The organism is Myxococcus sp. MxC21-1, assembly GCF_032612255.1.
GTDB classification, from domain to species: domain Bacteria; phylum Myxococcota; class Myxococcia; order Myxococcales; family Myxococcaceae; genus Myxococcus; species Myxococcus virescens.
Map to the genome: position 1 here is coordinate 4,100,554 of NZ_CP123278.1, position 18,444 is coordinate 4,118,997.

2 protein-coding genes are annotated in these 18,444 nt (G+C 67.6%); both read right to left on the reverse strand.

The window, feature by feature from the left end:
* Positions 1-5: 5 nt before the first annotated feature.
* Positions 6-13,712, reverse strand: coding sequence for a non-ribosomal peptide synthetase (locus tag QEG98_RS18990; protein WP_316567613.1), 13,707 nt, complete (start codon positions 13,710-13,712; stop codon positions 6-8).
* A 59-nt stretch (positions 13,713-13,771) separates the two neighbouring features.
* A complete protein-coding gene (locus QEG98_RS18995) occupies positions 13,772-18,379 on the reverse strand; it encodes a polyketide synthase (RefSeq protein WP_316567614.1) in 4,608 nt (1,535 codons plus the stop codon).
* Positions 18,380-18,444 lie beyond the last annotated feature (65 nt).

Below are 18,444 nucleotides of genomic sequence, written 5' to 3' on the forward strand. Positions count from 1 at the left end.
CAAGCTTACTTGGATTCTGGCGTTGTCGTATCGGCGTGAGTCAGAAGCTCGGTCAGCGCGCTTGCGAGTGCATCGACCCTGGGGGCCCGTAGGACGCTGTAGTGATCTCCCTGAATGACGCGCACCACGAGCTGAGCTGCGTGGCGGCTCCATCCACGGTCTTCCGTCTCGGAAGGCTCCAGTTCCGTGTCGCTGCCGCGCAGGACGGTGAGAGGTCCTGGGAAGGTATCCAGCGTGTGCTGTTGGAGTGCACGGAGATTTGCGGTGAAGACACGAAGCAACGCGTGGAGCTGGGCCATGCCGGCGTCTGGGATGAAGACACCCGCGTCGCGGCCCTCCTGGAGCACTCGTTCCAGAAGTGCCTTCGCGTCGCTCTCGGAACCATCCGAGAGCGTCGATGGAGAGATTCCCGCTGTGCGCGCCAGGTCCAGCGCGAACATCGTCGCCGCGGCCATGTCGTCGTCGGCCATGACGCCTTGGGCCAGCGAGGTGGAACTGGGCTCAATCAGGGCAAGGACGTGCACCGTCTCACCACTTTGCCGCAGCAGGCGGGCCATCTCGAAGGCGATGACGGCTCCGAGTGACCATCCTCCCAAGCGATACGGGCCCTGGGGTTGCACGGTGCGGATGGCGTCCACGTAGCTGGCCGCCATGGAGTCGATGGACTCGTTCGGCGGTAGCGTTCCCTCCAGCCCCTGGGCCTGCAGTCCGTAGAAGGGCTGGTCAGGGCCGAGTCTCCGCGCCAGTTCGGTGTAGCAGAACACCGTGCCGCCCACCGGGTGGACACAGAAGAAGGGCACCCGCGAGCCACTCCGCTGGATGGGAACGAGCGGCGTCCAGGGAGCGGGCTCGCGTCGAAGGAAGGCGGCCAACCCCTCGACCGTGGGGGCCTCGAAGAGCGCCGTGACGGGCAGGGTGCGTCCCGTGCGCGCGCGCAGCATGGACTGGAGCCGCACCGCGAGCAGAGAGTGTCCGCCCAGCGCGAAGAAGTCGCTCTTCGCGCTGATTGACGAGGCACCGAGCAATTCCTCGAAGAGACGGGCCAGCTCCAGTTCGTACGCGTCACGTGGCGGGACGTACGCCTGGTGCTGCGAAGACGTCTCCTCGGGGAGCGGAAGCGCCTTGCGATCCACCTTGCCGCTCGTGTTGACCGGCAGGATCTCCAGCGCGACGAACGTCGTGGGCACCATGTACTCGGGCAGTCGCTCCTTGAGGAAAACGCGGAGCTCGCTTGCGTCCGGAGTTTGCTGTCCTTCCAGATGCACCACGTACGCCACCAGGCGTTGCAGCCCTGGCGTGTCTTCGCGGACCAGGACCACGGTGTCGCGAACCGCGGGGTGTTGGCGCAGCGCGGACTCAATCTCTCCCAGTTCGATGCGGAAGCCGCGCAGCTTCACCTGGAAGTCGATGCGGCCCAGGAACGCGAGTTCGCCCTGGGGCAACCAGCGAGCCCGGTCTCCCGTCCGATAGAGGCGGGCGCCGGGGGCCGCGCTGAAGGGATTGGGAATGAAGCGGTCGGCGGTGAGCTCAGGGCGATTCAGGTAGCCACGCGCCAGGCCCGCTCCACCAATGTAGAGCTCGCCTGGCACACCTACCGGTACAGGCTGCAGGTACGCGTCCAGCACGTAGGTCTGAGCGTTCGCCAACGGACTGCCCAGCGATGGAGGCAGGGGCGCCCCGCGCACGGGACGCAGCGTGGAGTCCACGGTGCACTCGGTAGGGCCGTAGACGTTGAAGCACTCGATGTGGGGATGGGAGGAGAGCCGGGCCCAGAGCGCCTCGTCCAGTGCCTCGCCGCCGGCCAGTACGCGCAAGGGGCTGTTTGCGGCCAGGCCCTCGTCCAGGAGCAGCCGCAGCAGCGACGGGGCACAGTCCAGCACGTCCAAGTCATGCTGCTCCAGCCACGCCAGCATGCCGCGCGCATCCTCGCGAGCGATCTGCGGCACCACGCACAGCGCATGGCCATCCGCGAGCTGCACCAGTTGCTGCACGGACGCGTCAAAGGACAGCGACGCGTTGAGGCTGACGCGGAGGGGCTTGTCCACGCCTGCGTAAGCGGTGGTCGCCAGCGCGGCGCGCAGGTTCATCACCGAGGCATGCTGTACCATGACGCCCTTGGGCTTGCCGGTACTGCCTGAGGTGTAGATGACGTACGCGAGGTGTTCGGGTTCACTGTGCCTCGGTGGATTGGATTCGGACCGCGGCTCGTTCGTAGGAGCGGCGTCGTCCACGCAGAGTACTTCCACCTTGTGCCCGGCGAGCTTGTCCGCGACCCGCTGCTGCGTGAGGACCCAGCCGACATTCGAGTCACTCACCATGTAGGCCAGGCGCTGGGCGGGATACGCCGGATCCATGGGGACGTAGGCGCCGCCCGCCTTGAGGATGGCGAGGACGCCGACGACCATGTCGACCGAGCGCTCCATGCACAGGCCCACGCGAGCCTCGGGACCCACACCACGAGCGCGCAGCGTCCAGGCGAGCTGGTTGGCCCGACGGTTGAGTTCGGCATAGGTGAGCGAGTGCTCATCATCCAGTACGGCGAGGGCATCGGGAGAAAGGGCCGCGCGGTCCTCGAAACGCTCATGCAAGCATCCTTCCCAGGCGACCGCTCGGCGCGTGGCACTCCACGTCTCCATCAACGTGGCACGGTCGGCCGGTGGGAGCAGCGCAGCCAGCTCGTAGCGGCTGCCCGCGCCCGCGGCCACGGCCTCCAGCGCGCGCAGGTAGTAGTGTCCCAACTCCCACGTTCGCTCCGCTTCGTGCCGAGTGCCCGTAGTGGAGATGGAAATCGACAGCGAGGAGGTGTCCGGGTCCTGGGTGAAGGTGACGCCGAGCGGCAGCTCCATCCAGGCGGCGCCCAGCATCTCGTCCACGAAGCGCAGCCCCTTCTTTTGAGACAGCCCTCCCGCGACGTGGAAATGGATGAAGTTGAAGAGCGTGTCGAACAGCGGCTGTCCGCCGCGTTTCTGCTGGAGCCGCGCCATGGGGTAGCGGCGGTGCGGCATCAGCTCCTGCTCATGCTTCGCGACCTGCTGGATGAGCTCCAGCCATGTACCTCCTGGCAGCGTCACCGGGAAAGGCACGCTGTTGAGGAACAGGCCAATCATCCGCTCGCCATCGACGACTTCGGGGCGGCCGTTGGTGACGATGCCGGTGACGACGGAGGTCCTGCCTTCGACGAAGCCCCGGACGCGCAGATGCACGGCCAGCAGCACCGTCTTGAGGGACACACCCGCCTCGTGGGCCACGCGTAGCAATGCCTGCTGGAGAGGAGCGGGGATGCGCACGTCGTGGTTGTGCAGCACGCGTTCGTCGTCCCTGGCCCGGTTCGGGCGGGGGCTTGGCGAGTCCATGGCTTCCATGCGCGTCAGCCAGAAGCGCTCACTCTCCGCGGACTGTTGGGCCTCACGTTCCAACGCGATGAACTGGCGATACGTCGCAGCCAGGGGCTGTGCCGGGGGCGTGTTGGAGTCGTCCTGCAACTCGAGGTAGCGGCCGAAGAGCTCCGAGAACAGGGTCGCGGCGCTCCAGCCATCCAGGATGGCGTGGTGGAAGACGATGGTCAGCTGAACGCTGCGGTCTGTGCGGCGATGCACGGCGACATGGAGCAAGGGCGCCTGGGTCCACTCGAAGGGCTTGATGCGCTCCGCTTCCACCCATTCCCGCAGGAACGCGTCCTGCTGAGAGGGCTCCAGATGCCGAAGGTCCTCGATGCGCAGAGGCGGCATGACCTCACGGTGGACGAGTTGAAGGGGCTCCTCGTAGCCATCCAGATGGAAGGAGGTTCGCAGGATGGCGTGGCGCGCAATCAGTTCCTGAAACGCCTGACGCAGCAGCGGCTCGTGTAGCTCCAGCTCCAGATGGAAGCTGAACATGTCGTGGTAGATGCCGGCCGAGGCATCCAGCGCGCTCTCGAAGAGCATGCCCGACTGGAGCGCGGCCAGTGGGTAGGCATCCTCCACGTCTTCCGGCAGCCGCTTGCGGTCGGCTTCGGACACGAAGCCGAAGGGGGCCACGTCATGTGCGGCAGGGGCGGACCCTTCGGCGTGCTTCACCGCGCCGGAGAGCTGGCGGATGGTCGGGTGCTGCAGCAGCTCCATGATGGGCAGCTCCAGACCTCGTTCGCGCAGCTTCGCGATGACCTGGATGCTGCGGATGGAGTCGCCGCCCAACTCGAAGAAGCTGTCGTCGATGCCGACTTGGCGGAGGCCCAGGACCTCGGCCCAGATATCGGCGATGGCCTGCTCGGAGGCATCTCGTGGTGCCTCGAAGGATGCGCCCATCAGCGCTCGGTCTGCGTCGGGGGCGGGCAGGGCCTTGCGGTCCACCTTCCCGTTGGCCGACAGAGGCAGGGACTCCATCGGAATGAAGATGGCGGGGACCAGATACTCGGGCAGCTTGCGCAGGACGTGGTCGCGCAGGGCTCGCGGATCGACAGACTCCACGCCGTCTGCGCCCACGACGTAGGCCACGAGGCGCTTGTCGCCAGGAGCGTCCTCACGAGCGAGGACGACAGCCTCCTGGACGCCTGGGGCCTGCTGGAGGACGGCTTCGATTTCGCCCAGTTCGATGCGGAAGCCGCGCACCTTCACCTGGAAGTCGGAGCGGCCGAGGAACTCCAGGGAGCCGTCGGCCCTCCAGCGGACGCGGTCGCCGGTGCGGTAGAGGCGAGCACCTGGGGCGGAGGAGAAGGGGTGAGGGAGGAACTTCTCAGCCGTCAGCTCCGGTCGGTGCAGGTAGCCCCAGGCGAGGCCGTCACCACCGACGAAGAGTTCGCCAGGGACGCCGACAGGGACAGGCTCCATGCGCGAATCGAGGACGTAGGCGGAGGAGTGTCCCAGGGGCCTGCCAATGGGGACAGAGGTGCCGAAGGCCTCCCCAGTGCGAAGGGAGTGGGTGGCGGAGAAGGTGGTGTTCTCGGTGGGGCCGTATCCATTGACGAGGACGGCGCCGAGGGGAATGCGCTCCAGGTGCTGCCTGACACGCAGAGGAGGCAACACGTCACCGCCAGCGAGCACCTGCCGGACACCGGCCAAGGCGTTGCCCTGGTGAAGCACCATTTGCTCGAAGAGGGCAGCGGTGAGCCAGAGGGTGGAGACGCGGTGGTGAGTCAGCAGCGCGGCGAGTTCGTCCAGAGAAGGCGTGTGAGGCGGAGCGAGGACGAGGCGTGCACCGTGAAGTAGGGCGCCCCAGAGCTCCAGGGTGGAAGCATCGAAGGCGACGGGAGCGAGCTGGAGGAAGACTTCGTCAGGGCCGAAGTGGATGAAGGGATTGGCGAGGACGAGCCTGACGACGGCGCGGTGGGGAATGCAGACGCCCTTGGGCCTTCCGGTGCTGCCGGAGGTGAACATGACGTAGGCGAGGTCATCACCGCCCACATCCACGGATGGAGGCGCGTCATGTGGCAAGGCGGTGATGACGTCCGCGTCCGTGTCCACGCACACCATCAGCCCGCCCGAGCTGGGCAGCTCATCTGCGAGCGACTCCTGCGTGACGAACATGCTGACGCCGGCCTCCTGAAGCAGCAAGGAGACGCGTTCAGCGGGGTAGTGGTGATCGATGGGCACGTAGGCGCCGCCGGCCTTGAGGATGGCAAGGAGGCCCACCACCATCTCCGGCGAACGTTCCAGGCACAGGCCCACGCGGGTGCCTCGGGAAACGCCATACGCGCGCAGGTGGTGCGCGAGCTGATTCGAGCGGCGGTCCAGCTCCGCGTAGGTGACGACGCTCTCCCCGCTGATGAGCGCCATGGCGTCTGGCGTGTGAGCCGCCTGATCGGAGAAGAGAACGTGAATCGGCGTATCGCGCGGGAACACGGCGGCCGTCGCGTTCCAGTCGACCAGGAGTTGCTGACGCTCCTCGGTGCGCAAGAGGGGCAACTCGGCCAGACGCTGGTTCTCATCCGCGACGATGGATTCCAGCAGCGTGCGGAAGTGCCCCATCATGCGCTCGGCGGTGGAGGCATCGAAGAGGTCGGTGTTGTAGTTCAGCGCGCCGGAGAGCCCCGCCGGGGTCTCTTCCAGCAAGAGACTCAAGTCGAATTTGACGGTCTCCAGCTCCGTCTCCAGCACACTCAACGAGAGCCCCTGCAACTCCAGTCGAACGGGCGGCGTGTTCTGCAGGGTGAAGGTGACCTGGAAGAGCGGAGAGCGGCTCGGGTCTCTCGCGGGTTGCAGCACCTCGACCAGCTTTTCGAACGGCACGTCCTGGTGTTCGGACGCGCCCAGCGCTGCCGCCTTTGCCTGGGTCAACAGCTCGCGGAAGGTGAGCTCCGGCGACATGCGGGCCCGGAAGACCAGCGTGTTGACGAAGAATCCGATGAGCCCTTCCAGCTCCGGCCGGGTGCGGCCCGCGATGGGCGAACCGACGCAGAGGTCCTGCTGACCGGAGTAGCGAGAGAGCAGCAACTGCCAGGTCGCCAGCAGGACCATGAAGGGCGTCGCCTCCTGACGGCGCGCCAGTGCAGTCACATCATCGGAGAGCTTCGCGGGCATCTTCACCGGGAGGAGCGCTCCCCGGTACGTCTGCACCGCTGGGCGCGGCCTGTCGGTAGGCAGCTCCAGGGCCGCGGGAGCTCCAGCGAGCTGTTCACGCCAGTAGTTCAGCCGTGATTCCTGCACCGGCCCCTGCATCCATTCTCGCTGCCAGAGGGCGTAGTCGGCGTACTGCACCGAAAGCGGGGGCAGTTGTGCAACGCGGCCCTGGACGGCGGCTTCGTAGCCCTCCGCCACCTCCCGTACCAGCACGCCCACGGACCAGCCGTCGGACACGATGTGGTGCATCGTGACGAGCAGGACGTGCCTGTCCGAAGCCAGCCGGAGCAAGCGCGCCCGGAAGAGCGGGCCACGCACCAGGTTGAACGGGAGGTGGGCCTCCTCGTTCGCGAGCTGACGAGCCCGGGCATCACGCTCACCTTCGGGCAGGGAGGAGATGTCCGTGATGGGCAACTCCAGCGTTTTGAGCGGATGGACGACCTGTACGGGCAGGTCCCCCTCGTTCCGGAAGGTCGTGCGCAGCGCCTCGTGTCGCTGCACCACTCGCAACAGGGACTGCTCCATCGCGCGAACGTCGAGCGCTCCGTCGATGGCCACCGCCGCGGGGTTGTTGTACGTCGCGGTGTCGGGCGTCAGTTGCTCCATCACCCACAGCCGCTGCTGGACGAAGGACTGGGGCAGTGGCTGATCGCGTGGCGCGCTACGGATGGGAGGCAGGGCACTCGCGGTGCCGCGAGCCCGATCGGAGTCCAAACGCGCGGCAAGCGCCGCCACCGTGCTCTGCTCGAAGAGGGCCCGCAGCGGCAGGTCGACGCCGAAGTCCTGTCGCAGCCGAGTCACCAACTGGGTGGCCAGGAGCGAGTGGCCCCCGAGTGCGAAGAAGTCATCCTCGGCGTTGACCGTCTCGACATGCAGCAGCGAGGCCCAGTGGGCGGCGACACGGCGCTCCGTTTCCGTGCTGAGCGGGCGCGTGGCGGCGTGCCGAGGAGCTTCCGGTGCCGGCAGTGCCCTGCGGTCCAACTTGCCATTGGGGGTGAGAGGCAGGGCCTCCAAGGTGACGAAGGCCGAAGGCACCATGTGCTCGGGCAGCCGCTCCTTGAGGAACGGGCGGAACGTACCGGAGGCCACGGCGGTGGTAGCCTTCGCCTCCCCGACCACGTATGCCACCAGGCGTTGCAGCCCTGGCGTGTCTTCGCGGACCAGGACCACGGTGTCGCGCACCGCGGGGTGTTGGCGTAGCGCGGACTCAATCTCCCCCAGTTCGATGCGGAAGCCGCGCAGCTTCACCTGGAAGTCGATGCGGCCCAGGAACTCGAGTTCGCCCCGGGGCAACCAGCGAGCCCGGTCCCCGGTCCGGTAGATGCGGGCGCCCGGTTCCATGCTGAAGGGGTTGGGGATGAACCGTTCAGCGGTGAGCTCAGGGCGATTCAGGTAGCCACGCGCCAGGCCCGCTCCACCAATGTAGAGCTCACCTGGCACACCTACCGGTACGGGCTGCAGGTACGCGTCCAGCACGTAGGTTTGAGCGTTCGCCAACGGACCGCCCAGCGATGGAGGCAGGGACGCTCCGCGCACGGGGCGCAGCGTGGAGTCCACGGTGCACTCCGTGGGGCCGTAGACGTTGAAGCACTCGATGTGGGGATGGGCGGAGAGCCGGGCCCAGAGCGCCTCGTCCAGTGCCTCGCCGCCGGCCAGTACGCGCAAGGGGCTGTTTGCGGCAAGGCCCTCGTTCAGGAGCAGCCGCAGCTGTGAGGGAGCGCAGTCCAGGACGTCCACGGAATGTCGCTCCAACCACGCCAGCATCAGGCGGGTGTCCTCACGTGTCGCTTGTGACACCACGCACAGCGCATGTCCGTCCGCGAGCTGCACCAGTTGCTGCACGGACGCGTCAAAGGACAGCGACGCATTGAGGCTGACCCGGAGGGGCTTGTCCACACCTGCGTAGGCGGTGGCTGCCAGCGCCGCGCGCAGGTTCATCACCGAGGCGTGCTGTACCATGACGCCCTTGGGCATGCCGGTGCTACCCGACGTATAGATGACGTAGGCGAGGTGCTGGGGCCCGCTGAGTCGCGGCGGGTTGGACGCGTCCCGTGAACCGCTCACGAGCCCTGCGTCATCCACGCTGAGGACCTCCACCTTGTGCCCGGTGAGCTTGTCCGCGACACGCTGCTGCGTGAGCACGCAGCCGACATTCGAGTCACTCACCATGTAGGCCAGGCGCTGGGCGGGATATGCTGGATCCATGGGGACGTAGGCGCCGCCTGCCTTGAGGATGGCGAGGACACCGACGACCATGTCGACCGAGCGCTCCATGCACAGGCCCACGCGGACCTCGGGCCCAACGCCTCGGGTACGCAGGGCCCAGGCGAGCTGGTTGGCCCGACGGTTGAGTTCGGCGTAGGTGAGCGAGTGCTCATCGTCCAGCACGGCGAGCGCATCGGGAGAAAGGGCCGCACGATCCTCGAACCGCTCGTGCAAGCATCCTTCCCAGGCGACCTCTCGGCGCGTGGCATTCCACGCCTCCAGCAGCGTGTCGCGGTCGGCCGGTGGGAGCAGCGCTGCCTGCTCGTAACGGCCACCTGGTCCCGCGGCCACGGCTTCCAGTGCGCGCAGGTAGTACTGCCCCAACTCCCGCGTCCGCTCCGCTTCGTGCCGAGTGCCTGTGGTGGCGATGGAGACCGATAGCGACGAGGTGTCGGGATCCTGAGTGAAGGTGACGCCGAGCGGGAGTTCCATCCAGGCGGCGCCCAGCACCTCGTCCACGAAGCGCAGCCCCTTCTGTTGAGACAGCCCTCCTGCGACGTGAAAGTGGATGAAGTTGAAGAGCGTGTCGAACAGGGGCTGGCCGCCGCGCTTCTGCTGGAGCCGCGCCATCGGGTAGCGGCGGTGCGGCATCAACTCCTGCTCATGCTTCGCGACCTGATGAATGAGCTCCAGCCATGTGCCTCCCGGCAGCGTCACCGGGAAAGGCACGCTGTTGAGGAACAGGCCAATCATCCGCTCACCATCAAGGACTTCCGGACGACCATTGGTGACGATGCCGGTGACGACGGACGTACTTCCTTCGACGAATCCCCGGACGCGCAGATGCACGGCCAGCAGCACCGTCTTGAGGGACACGCCCGCTTCGTGCGCCACGCGTAGCAATGCTTGCTGAAGCGGACCAGGGATGTGCACGTCGTGGGTGTGCAGGACGCGCTCGTCGTCCCGGGACCGGAGCGGGCGCGGACTTGCTGCGTCCACTCCATCCATGCGCCGCAGCCAGAACTGCTCGCTCTCGTGGGAGTTCTGGGCTTCGCGCTCCAAGGCCACGAACTGCCGGTAAGTGGCGGCGGGGGACGGCGCGGCGGGGGCGTCCGTGCCCTCCAGCAATTCGAGGTAGCGGCCGAAGAGTTCCGAGAGAAGGGTCGCGGCGCTCCAGCCATCGAGGATGGCGTGGTGGAAGACGATGGTCAGCTGGACGGTGGTTTCCGACCGGCGATGCACGCAGAGCCGCATCAGCGGCGCCTGGTTCCAGGTGAACGGTTGGACGCGCTCCTTCTCCGCCCACGCCTGCAAGTAGGCCGTTTGCTGGGCGGCCTCCAGGTGCTGGAGGTCTTCGAACTTCAGCGGCGGTTCCACTTCACGGTGGACGAACTGGAGGGGCTCTTCATGGCCGTCCAGGTGGAACGACGTGCGCAGGATGGCGTGACGCGCGAACAGCTCCCGGAAGGCTTGTTGGAGCAGCGGTTCGTTCAGCGCCATCTCCACATGGAAGCTGAACATGTCGTGGTAGATGCCGGCTGAGGCATCCAGCGCGCTCTCGAACAACATGCCTGACTGGAGCGCGGCCAGCGGGTAGGCGTCTTCCACGTCCTTGGGCAGCCGCTGACGGTCTGTCTCGGACACGAGGCTGAAGGGCGCGACCTGGCTCGCGGGGGCCACGCTCGTGGCTTTGATGACACCGGCGAGTTCGCGGATGGTCGGGTGTTGGAGCAGCTCCAGCGTGGGCAGCTCCAGGCCTTGTTCCCGCAGCTTCGCGATGACCTGGATGCTGCGGATGGAGTCTCCACCCAGTTCGAAGAAGCTGTCGTCGATGCCGACCTGCCGCAGACCCAGGACCTCGGCCCAGATATCGGCAAGGGTCTGCTCGGAGGCGTTCCGCGGTGCTTCGAACGGCGTTCCTGTCCGATTCAGGTCCGCGTACGGGGCGGGCAGTGCCTTGCGGTCCACCTTGCCGTTGGGGGACAGCGGCAGGACCTCCAACGGCATGAACACCGCGGGCAGCATGTATTCGGGCAGCTGCGCCTTGAGGAATGCGCGGATGCTGCCCACGGCATTCGCGGCCTGTTCTTCCGACCGCGCTGCGGCGGTGGGCACGAAGTAAGCCACGAGGCGCTTGTCGCCAGGGGCGTCCTCACGAGCGAGGACGACGGCCTCCTGGACGCCCGGGGCCTGCTGGAGGACAGATTCGATTTCGCCCAGCTCGATGCGGAAGCCGCGCACCTTCACCTGGAAGTCGGAGCGGCCGAGGAACTCCAGCGAGCCGTCGGCCCTCCATCGGGCGCGGTCGCCGGTGCGGTAGAGGCGATCGCCCGGGGCGGAGGAGAAGGGGTGAGGGAGGAACTTCTCAGCCGTCAGCTCCGGACGGTTCAGGTAGCCCCAGGCGAGGCCGTCGCCACCGACGAAGAGTTCGCCTGGGACACCGACAGGGACGGGCTCCATGCGCGAGTCGAGGACGTATGCGGAGGAGTGTCCCAGGGGCCTGCCAATGGGGACGGAGGTGCCGAAGGCCTCACCCGCGCGGAGGGAGTGGGTGGCGGAGAAGGTGGTGTTTTCAGTGGGGCCGTAGCCGTTGACGAGGACGGCGCCGAGGGGAATGCGCTCCAGGTGTTGCCGGACACGCAGAGGAGGCAACACGTCACCGCCAGCGAGCACCTGCCGGACACCGGCCAAGGCGTTGCCCTGGTGAAGCACCATCTGCTCGAAGAGGGCAGCGGTGAGCCAGAGGGTGGAGACGCGGTGGTGAGTCAGCAGTGCGGCGAGTTCGTCCAGAGAAGGCGTGTGTGGTGGAGCGAGGACGAGACGAGCGCCGTGAAGCAGGGCGCCCCAGAGCTCCAGGGTGGACGCGTCGAATGCGACGGGAGCGAGCTGAAGGAAGACTTCGTCAGGGCCGAAGTGGATGAAGGGGTTGGCGAGGACGAGGCGAGCGACTGCGCGGTGAGGAATGCAGACGCCCTTGGGCCTTCCGGTGCTGCCGGAGGTGAACATGACGTAGGCGAGGTCATCACCGCCCACGGCCACGGAAGGAGGCGTGTCATGTGGCAACGCGGCGATGAGGCCCGCATCTGTGTCCACATTCACGTGCTTCCTGTTGGATGCAGGGAGTCCTTCCGCCAGCGGCTTCGTCGTGACGAGCACGCCGATGCCGGCCTCCTGAAACAGCAAGGAAATGCGCTCAGCGGGGTAGTGGTGGTCGATAGGCACGTAGGCGCCGCCGGCCTTGAGAATGGCGAGCAGGCCCACCACCATGTCCGGAGAGCGCTCCAGGCACAGTCCCACGCGGGTGCCTCGGGAAACGCCGTACGTGCGCAGATGATGTGCGAGTTGGTTCGCACGGCGCTCCAGCTCCGCATAAGTGACGATGCTCTCCCCGCTGACGAGCGCCACGGCATCTGGCGTACGAGCCGCTTGCTCGGAGAAGAGCGAGTGAATCGGCGTCTCACGTGGAAACGCCGTGGACTTTGCGTTCCAGTCGACCAGGAGCTGTTGACGCTCCTCGGTGCACAGCAGGGGCAGCTCGGAGAGTCGCTGGTCGGCGTTCTCCACCACGCTCTCCAGCAGGCGCACGTAGTGGCGCTCCATCCGTTCGACGGTCTTCGCGTCGAACAGGTCCGCGCAATACTCGATGCGGCCGATGAACCGGTCCGGCCGGTCCTCGCGCAGCTCCATCAGCAAGTCGAACTGGGACGCGCCCAGATCCAACTCCACGTAGCGCGCGAGCAGGCCCGGAATCCGCAGGGCTGGCTGAGGCACGTTCTGGAGGACGAAGACGGCCTCGAAGAACGGATTGCGGCTGGGGTCGCGGGGCGGTTGCAGCTCCTCCACCAGCTTGTCGAAGGGCACGTCCTGGTGTGAGTAGGCATCCAGGCAGACCTGCCGCACCCGGTGCAGAAACGAGCGGAACGTCGGGTCCCCCGACGCATCCGCACGCATCACCAGCATGTTGACGAAGAAGCCGATGAGCGGTTCGAGCTCGGGCGCCCGGCGGTTGGCGACAGGCGAGCCCACCGCGAAGTCCTGCTGGCCGCTGTAGCGGTGCAGCAGCGTCTGGTAGGCCGCCATCAGCACCATGAAGAGCGTGGCGCCTTCCTTCTGCGCCAGCTGCTTGAGCTTCCGTGCCAGCTCTGGATCGAGCCGGAAGTGGTGCCACCCGCCGCGATACGTCTTCAGCGCCGGTCGGGGATGGTCCGACGGCACGACCATCGCGGGAGGCTGCGGCGTGAGCTGCCGTCGCCAATAATCGAGCTGACCGGCCAGCTCTCGCGTTTCGAGCTGCTCGCGCTGCCACCGCGCGTAGTCTGGATATTGGAGTTCCAACTCCGGCAGGGGCGAGGGCAAGCCCTCCTCGAAGGCCTTGTAGAGCGCCATCAACTCCTGGAGGAACACGCCCAGGGACCACTGGTCCGTTACGGAGTGGTGCAGGGTCAACAGCACCAGTGCGTGCTGCGCATCGAGCCGCAGGATGCCGACTCGCAGCAGCGGCCCGGCGGAGAGGTCGAACTCGAAGTTGGCCTCCGCGATGATGCGGCGGCGTACCTCATCTCCCTGCGCCTCCAGGGACAGCGCGGACAGGTCCTCTTCCGGGAAGGTGAGCTCCAGCGAGGGGGCGACCACCTGCACCGGATCTCCGCCGTGGCTCCTCAGTGTCGTGCGCAGCGATTCGTGACGGCGCACCACCTCGTTCACACAACGGGTGAGCAGGGCCCGGTCCAGCCGCCCGAAGAACTCCACGCTCACGTGGACGTTGTAGGCAGCCATGCTGCTGGGATCCAGCTCATGCAGGACCCACAGGCGCTGCTGAGGGAAGGATGCCGGAGCGGGCTCGTTGCTTTCGCGCCGCACCAGGACGGGCGCCGCCGCGTGAGGCTGCGCCGACTGCTGCTCCTGGAGGAGCAGGTCGAGAAGGGCGCGCTGCGAGGGAGAAAGCTGCTCGAGGGCCCGAGAGATGTCAGTCATCGAAGTCGATATCCAGAAAGTGGGGGATCGGGTGCTCCAGCGGGGGCTGGAGCTTCCGTTCACGCGGCCTTCACGCCGCGGCGTCGAAGCTCTTCGGCGAGCTCCTGCTCGGAGACGCGGGTGACCCGGTCGAGCAGCTCGCGATAGAGGGATTCCTGTTGCCGCGCTTGGAGGTCGGCGATTGCCTTCGCCAGACCCGTCACGGTGGGCGACGTGAAGAGCAGTGCCAGACTCAGGTCCAGCTGCAACCGTGAGCGCAACCGCCCGACGACCTGCGTGGCGAGCAGCGAGTGCCCGCCCAGCTCGAAGAAGTGGTCGTGCCGCGCCACCTGTTCGACGCCCAGGATTTCCTGCCACAGGCCCGCGATGAAACGCTCCAGCTCATTGGCGGGAAGCTCTTCATCTCCGGTGCGGACCTTGCGAGTGACCTTGGGCAGAGCGACCGCCCGCTGGAGCCACGCAGTCAGTCGGCGTGACACGTCACCCGTGGCCACCACCACCGGGCCATCCAGGCCGCCCGTGACGACTCGCTGGAAGGCCTCGGCGGCTTCGTCCTCGGTCATGGCATACGGCTCGAGGTCTGGAGCGCGCGCATCGCTGGCGCCGGCTGCTCGCGGCCACGGGTCCCAGGCCACGCTCATCCAAGGCGTTCCTGGGCCCCGGCTGCGGTGGGCCGCGAACGCATCCACGAAGAGGTTGGCCGCCGTCGAAGGCGTGTCGCCGAACGGAGACAGCACGGCCGCCGACGCGGAGAACAGCATCACGAAGTCCAGCGCCCGGCCGCGCAGGACGTCCTCCAGTACGTACGTGCCGCGCACCTTGGCGCGGAAACGGGCCTCCGCGTCCGGGTTCGTCGCGGAGGGCGAGGTCCGTTCGGGCGGAGCCAGGGGGAGGTCCGCGCAGTGCAGTACCCCGTGGAGCGCGCCGAAGCGCTGGTCCACCTCGGCCAGGACTTCCTGCATCCAGTGCGGCTTGGAGACGTCGGCGCTCAGGATGAGCACCTCGGCTCCGTGTGACTCCAATTCACGCACGCGCTGGATGAGCAGGCTGGCGTCGTCGTCCTCACCCTGGGTGGAAACCCAATCGTCCCAGAGCCGCCGGGGCGGCAGCGGCGTGCGGCCCACCAGCGCCAGCCGTGCCTGCTTCGTGCGCGCCAGATGGCTGGCCAGCAGCAGGCCCACGCGGCCCAGGCCGCCGGTGATGAGGTACACGCCGCGCTCACGCAGAGGCCGCGCGGGGGCGGCTGTTTCCGTCAGCCGAACCGGAGACAGCTCCTGGACCCAGCGGCGTGAACCGCGCAATGCCACCCGGACATCTCGGGCCTCCGTGGCGAGCTCGGCGACGAGCTGTTCAGCCAGCGCCGCGACGCCTTCTGAGCCAGGGAGGATCACATCGAGGCCGCGCGCGGTGATGTGCACGTGTTGCTGCGACAGCACCTGGCAGGGGCCCAACAGGGGCGCCTTCTCCGGCAGCGCCTCCGCTCGGCCGTCCGGGTCGAACAGGTGGTTGGAGATGACCTCTACCCGGAGGGGGCGCGCATCCTTCAGGCCAGCAAGGGCTTGCCCCAGGTTCACCACGCTGTAGTAGCCCACCGCTTGCGCGGCCTGGAACCGCGTCAGCGCGGAGTCTCGCTCGCCCTGCGGCGTCAGGCTCCACAGGTGGACGAACACTTCAGGCCGGGGTGTCAGATCCTCCAGCGCGCTCAGCAGCGCGACGTAGTCTCCAGGTGCGCTCGGTGCCACGGTGAAGCGCCGGTCTCCGTCACGGGAGAACACGGCGCCCGCGTGCACGGTGACGACATGCTGCCCCGCCTCTTCCAACCGGGAGACGAGCTGCGAGGCCAACGGGCCTCCGTCGGTGAACACCACCCAGCACCGGGGCTGGGCGAGCGCGGAGGGCGCCAGCGTGGCCGGGGGCGTGCGCCGCCACGAGGGCAGGTGAAACCAGTCCGCGACGTCGGTCAGCTTGCTGGCGCCCGCTGCCTGCGAGGCCAGCAGCGCGGCGGACCGGTCCAGTGGAGCAACCCAATACCGCTGTCCTTCGAAGGGGTACGTGGGAAGGGGGATGCGCCGGACCGTCTCCGTCCCGTGCACGCCGCTCCAGTCCACCTCCACTCCCGCGAGCCACAGCCGTCCCAGCGCATTCAAGAAGACGGCCTCGTCCGGCTGCTCATCCTTGGGATGACGTGCGGAGGAGACGATGGTGCGCGCGCCGGCGGGCTCGCCTTGGAGCCTTGCCACGGCGGTCAGCGACTGCGCGGGACCCACCTCCAGCAGGACGCGCGTCGAGTCCTCCAGCAGCACCTGCATGCCGTCCCGGAAACGTACCGAGTGGCGCAGGTGGTCCACCCAGTACCGAGGTTGCGTCACCTCGTCCCCTGTGACGGGCTGGCCGGTCCGGCTGGAGATGTAGGGCCGCGCGGGTGGACGGAGCGTCAGTCGGGCCACGCGCTCGTGGAAGCGCGGCAGGATGCGCTCCAGCATGCGCGAGTGCGCCGCCGCCTCCACGTGCAGTTGGCGGTGCTCCACGCCTCGCGCCGTCAGCTCCGCCATCAATCGCTTCACCGCCGCTAATGGGCCGGAGACCACGCACTGCGAGGGCGCATTCACCGCCGCGAGGTCCAGCTCCTGGCCCAGCAGCGGCACCACCTCCGCCTCGGGAAGGCTGATGCTCAGCATGGACCCGGCGGGCAGCTCATCCATGAGCTGGCCACGCAGCGCCACCAGGGCCGCCGCATCCTCCACCGACAGCACACCGGCGAGGCACGCCGCCGCGTACTCGCCCAGGCTGTGGCCGAGCATCTGCTCCGGCTCCACGCCACATGACATCCACAGCCGCGCCAGGGCGTACTCCGTCAGGAAGATGGCGGGCAGCGCGAGCGCGTTGCGGGAAAGCCCCGGCACCTCTTGAAGGGGCTCCTGGTAGAGCACCGTGCGCAGGTCCACGCCCAGGTGCGGGCGCAGGACGCTGGCGACCTCGTCGGCAGCCTCGCGGAAGACGGGCTCCGTGCGGTAGAGGCCCGCGCCCATGCCCAGGTGGTGGGTGCCTCCTCCCGGGAAGAGGAACGCCACGGGGCGGCCTCGAGCCTCTTGCTTCAGCGTCACCAGCCGCTCTGGCTCCTCGCCTCGCAACACGCGGATGGCGTGCTCCCGGTCCTTCACCACGGCGATGCGGCGGTGCTGGAAGGCCTGCCGTCCCACTTGCAGCGTGTAGGCCACGTCCTTCAGCGCCTGCTCCGGGTGTTGTTCCAGGTGGGCGGCCAGCGCCTCCGTCGCGGCATCCAGGGCGGTGCTCGTCTTCGCCGACAACGGCAGCACGTACCAGGGACGGGCGTCCGCGGTGGGGGCGACGGAGGGGGCCTCCTCCAGGATGACGTGCGCGTTGGTGCCACCAATGCCAAAGGCGCTGACGCCGGCTCGGCGAGGGGAGGGGCCCGGCGCCCAGTCCCTCAGGGTGGCGTTGACGAAGAAGGGACTGGTGGCGAAGTCAATCTGCGGGTTGGGCTCCTGGAAGTGCAGCGTGGGCGGCAGCTGCCGGTGCTTCAGCGCGAGGACCGTCTTGATGAGGCTGGCGATGCCAGACGCGGCATCCAGGTGGCCGATGTTGGGCTTCACCGAGCCGAGCGCGCAGAAGCCTGTGTCCTGCGTGCTCGTCCGGAAGGCGCGGGTGAGCGCGCGCACCTCGATGGGGTCTCCCAGTTGGGTGCCCGTGCCATGGGCCTCCACATAGGTGATGCTCCGCGCGTCCACCTCCGCGGTCAGCAAGGCATTGCGGATGACGCGTGACTGGCCTTGGACGCTGGGGGCGTTGAAGCTGGCCTTCTGGGCGCCGTCGTTGTTGATGGCCGAGCCACGGATGACGGCGTGGATGGTGTCTCCATCCTCCAGTGCGTCCTCCAGGCGCTTGAGCACCACCAGGCCCGCGCCGTTACCGAAGAGGGTGCCCTGCGCCTGCGCATCAAAGGCGCGGCAGCGTCCGTCTGGCGATGCAACACCACCAAATTGATACAGGTAGCCGGTGCGCTGAGGCGACTGGAGGGCTACGCCGCCAGCGAGGGCGATGCGGCATTCGCCCGCGAGGAGCGCCTGGGCAGCCAGGTGCACCGCCACCAGCGAGGTGGAGCAGGCGGTGTGCAGCGAATAGGCCGGACCCTTCAGGTTGAGCCGGTGCGCCACCCGCGTGCTGAGGAAGGCCAGGTCGTTGCCGAGGCCCACCTCGAATGCGCCGAGCATCCCCAGCGCGGCCGGGTTGGAGAAGAGATTGAAGACGTACGTGTTGGTCCGGGCTCCCGCGTAGACGCCGATGTGCTCCCGATAGCGCTCGGGGTCGTAGCCCGCGTCTTCCAGGGCCGCCCAGGCACACTCGAGGAAGACACGCTGCTGCGGATCCATCACCTCGGCTTCCTTGGGGGTGATGCCGAAGAAGGCCGCGTCGAACAGGTCCGCGCCCTCGATGGGGGCCGCGGCGCGCACGTACTGCGGTGACTTGCGCAGCGCCGGGTCCTCCATGACGGAAGGCTCCAGCTCCGACTCCTGGAGGAAGGTGATGGACTCGACGCCATCCCGAAGGTTCCGCCAGTACGCCTCGGCGTTACGGGCCCCCGGAAAGCGGCACGCCAGCCCGATGATTGCAATCTCCAGCCCGTTCCAGTGGGTGTCGCCAGCCATGAGTTCTTGAGTCCCCAAAATGTTTTCGGGAGTCGGAGGTCCCGCACGCTCGCGCGCAGCGGTTC